The organism is Curtobacterium sp. B18, assembly GCF_000333375.1.
GTDB lineage: Bacteria > Actinomycetota > Actinomycetes > Actinomycetales > Microbacteriaceae > Curtobacterium.
In genome coordinates, this window is the sequence record NZ_BACZ01000015.1 from 1 (window position 1) to 1,265 (window position 1,265).

Annotated in this window: 2 protein-coding genes; one reads left to right on the plus strand and one right to left on the minus strand. The window is 67.7% G+C overall.

Going from position 1 to position 1,265, the window contains the following annotated elements:
• Positions 1-126 precede the first annotated feature (126 nt).
• The gene (gene pnuC / locus I5E_RS00335) at positions 127-768 is read right to left on the minus strand and encodes a nicotinamide riboside transporter PnuC (protein ID WP_022905250.1); all 642 of its coding nucleotides are present in this window, start codon (positions 766-768) and stop codon (positions 127-129) included.
• Between the two features lie 109 nt (positions 769-877).
• On the opposite strand from pnuC, the gene I5E_RS00340 reads away from it, so the two are divergent.
• Positions 878-1,265 (plus strand): hypothetical protein (locus I5E_RS00340; RefSeq protein ID WP_022905251.1); only part of this gene is annotated, 388 nt, incomplete at its 3' end.

Consider the following 1,265-nt stretch of genomic DNA (forward strand, 5'->3'; position numbering starts at 1 on the left):
ATTCACCACTCCAAGAATTGGAGCCAATCAATTCTTGCGGAGAACTGTGAATGCGCAAACCAACCCTTGGCAGAACATATCCATCGCGTCCGCCATCTCCAGCAGCCGCACGCGGCGCATCTCGGCCTAATAAGAAAACAAATAATTCCAATTCATATATGAACATTTTTGCCTCCTTATTTCTTGAAAATGTGGAATTGGAATTGAGGCGTAGTACCCGGCCGAGAAGAGCAGCGGCACGCCGACCAGGTCGACCGCGACCCAGATGAGCCAGAACTCCACCCAGCCCTTCGCCATGCCGTAGGTCGCGAGCAGCGAGCCGACGAAGATCCAGGCGTCGCTCCACACCGGCTCGTACGAGCCGAGGGCTCGGAACACCGGGGTCAGCACGGCGGTGCCGCCCACCAGCGCGAGGACGAGCATTGCGCGGGCGCGCCAGGAGGCCCAGCGCGGCTCGATCACGGTCGTCACGTCCTCGGGGCGGTGCGTCCAGCGGTACCAGCCGTAGACGCTGACGATGATGAACATCACCTGGCGACCGGCCTGACCGAGCAGGTTCACCGGGTTGGGGGTGTCGAAGAGCGCCCCCATGAAGACGGTGAAGAGCAGGGCGTTGCCGACGATGCCGACCGGCCAGGCCCAGACCCTGCGGCGCATCCCACCGAGGGCGCTGAGCAAGCCGAACACGTTGCCGATCACCTCGCGCCAGAGCACGGTCTGGTCGCCGATGACGAGCTGCGCGTCGAACAGCCACCGCACGATGCCCATGGGGCCCTCCTCGTTTCCGGACGGTGCAACGGCCGCACGGCACCCGGCATTCCGGGCGGCCGGTCGACGGGGTGTGGCGGGAGCGACCACCCGACTACGCTCGGGTGCCGTGACGGACGGCGTGGAACGGGCGAGGGCGCTGCTCGACGACGCCGCCCGACGACTCCGCGACGCCGACGTCCCCGACGAGGCCCTCGGCGAGTACGTCGAACCGCGGGCGTTGCTCGGCATCCGGCGTGACCCCACCATCCGCTCCCTCGGCCGGGTCTGGCGCGTCGGTGCCCTGCTGCTCGGGTCCTCGCCCGAGACCGACGGCCGGGTCTGGGCGACCGGTCGGATCACGCGCGTGACCGAGCCCGGTCGCTCGCAGTTCGTGTCGGTCTCCGCCGAGGTCCGCCGCGCGTACCGGGCGGCGGCGCAGAAGGGGCACTTCGAGCCGGGCGACACCGTGAACCACGGGGCGACGCCGATCCCCCTCGACGGCTCGCTCGTCGGCT

Coding starts and splice junctions, on each gene's coding strand:
- pnuC (WP_022905250.1), bottom strand. CDS start 768: ATGGGCATCGTGCGGTGGCTGTTCGACGCGCAGCTCGTCATCGGCGAC.